The organism is Mesorhizobium sp. M7A.F.Ca.US.014.04.1.1 (genome assembly GCF_003998745.1).
Classification (GTDB): domain Bacteria; phylum Pseudomonadota; class Alphaproteobacteria; order Rhizobiales; family Rhizobiaceae; genus Mesorhizobium; species Mesorhizobium ciceri.
Window position 1 is genome coordinate 1 of record NZ_RZRW01000942.1, and the last position, 1,465, is coordinate 1,465.

Here is a 1,465-nt window from a genome sequence, read left to right on the forward strand (position 1 = left end):
GAAAGCGACCGCAGGCAAAGGCGGTCCCAAACGCTTAGGCAGAGCTGCTGGCGTGGGGTTAGCCCAGCGCCAGCAGACAACAGCGAACCTGAACCCGCCTTAGTTGGTGACGACAATGCGCGTGTTGCCGAAACCCACTTCCCGCACCATCGAATAGAACGTGGCGGCATTGGCCGTGTGCAGCCTCACGCAGCCATGCGACGCCGGGCGGCCGAGCTGCCTGACGGCGCCGGTTCCATGGATGGCATAGCCGCCATGGAAGAACACCGAATAGGGCATCGGCGACATATGGTATTTGCGCGAATACCACATCCTGGCCGTGCGCTGCGGCCGATAGGTGCCGCGCGGCGTGAAATAGCCGGTGCGGGCGGTGGAGACACTCCACCGGTAAACCGACGCGCCATATCTGACGGTCATCGTCTGCGACGACACGTCTATATTTGCAACGAGGCTGGCTGCCCAGCCCTGCCCCGAAGCACCGAACAGCATTGCAACAAACATGGTTGCCATGAGAACTGTCTTTTTCATGCGATCAAACCCCTTTGATTGCCCCTAACCTGCCTGCCTGATTGTTTTTCATCTTTTTAATGGCAGATGCACGGGCTAACACACACACCTTGACCAATTCGCCAATCCAAAGCAGCGAATTTGAACGATTTCCCGCAATAGTTGCCGCAACGACACGCCGCACCGGCTTGATCGCCGGCGGGCTTGCAAAACCGCTGGGATCGCTGCTCAACTCTGCGCATGAACCAGCGACTCCTCCAGGCAATCGATGACAGGCGCGACGACGTCGTCGCGCTGACCGCCGAACTGATCCGTTTTCCGACTATCAATCCACCCGGCGAGGCCTACCGGCCATGCGCCGAATATCTCGGCGCGCGGCTGAAGAAGAGCGGTTTCGAGACCGAGTTCATCCGCGCCGAAGGCACGCCCGGCGACACCGACCGCTACCCGCGCGTCAATGTCGTTGCCCGTTCCGAAGGCAGGTCGCCGGGCGCCTGCGTCCACTTCAACTCGCATATCGACGTGGTCGAAGCCGGTGATGGCTGGACCGTCGATCCCTTCGCCGGCATCGTCAGGGACGGCAGGGTCTATGGCCGCGGCGCCTGCGACATGAAGGGCGGCCTTGCCGCCTCTATCATCGCAGCCGAGGCCTTCCTGGAAGTCTTCCCCGATTTTCCCGGCGCCATCGAAATATCCGGCACCGTCGACGAGGAATCCGGCGGCTTCGGCGGCGTCGCGCATCTGGCCAGGCTCGGCTATTTCTCAAAACCCAGGGTCGACCATGTCATCATTCCCGAGCCGCTGAACAAGGACCGCATCTGCCTCGGCCATCGTGGCGTCTGGTGGGCGGAGATCGAGACCAAGGGGGAGATCGCGCACGGCTCGATGCCGTTTCTCGGCGACAATGCGGTGCGCCACATGGGCGCCGTGCTGCGGGCTTTCGAGGACGAACTGTTTC

At 61.8% G+C, this 1,465-nt stretch carries 3 protein-coding genes; 1 reads left to right on the plus strand and 2 read right to left on the minus strand.

Going from position 1 to position 1,465, the window contains the following annotated elements; genetic code table 11:
- Positions 1-99 precede the first annotated feature (99 nt).
- Both EOA22_RS33335 and EOA22_RS33340 read right to left on the minus strand, forming a co-directional pair.
- Positions 100-528, minus strand: a complete 429-nt coding sequence (locus EOA22_RS33335) for a L,D-transpeptidase (protein WP_013531220.1) — start codon at positions 526-528, stop codon at positions 100-102.
- A gap of 4 nt (positions 529-532) precedes the next feature.
- Positions 533-739 (minus strand): hypothetical protein, encoded by a 207-nt coding sequence (locus tag EOA22_RS33340; RefSeq protein WP_127224121.1) that lies wholly within the window; start codon positions 737-739, stop codon positions 533-535.
- 8 nt (positions 740-747) lie between these two features.
- Between EOA22_RS33340 and EOA22_RS33345 the strand changes: the two genes are divergently transcribed.
- Positions 748-1,465, plus strand: a 718-nt coding sequence (locus EOA22_RS33345) for an acetylornithine deacetylase/succinyl-diaminopimelate desuccinylase family protein (protein WP_127390600.1), incomplete at its 3' end; no start/stop codon positions are given.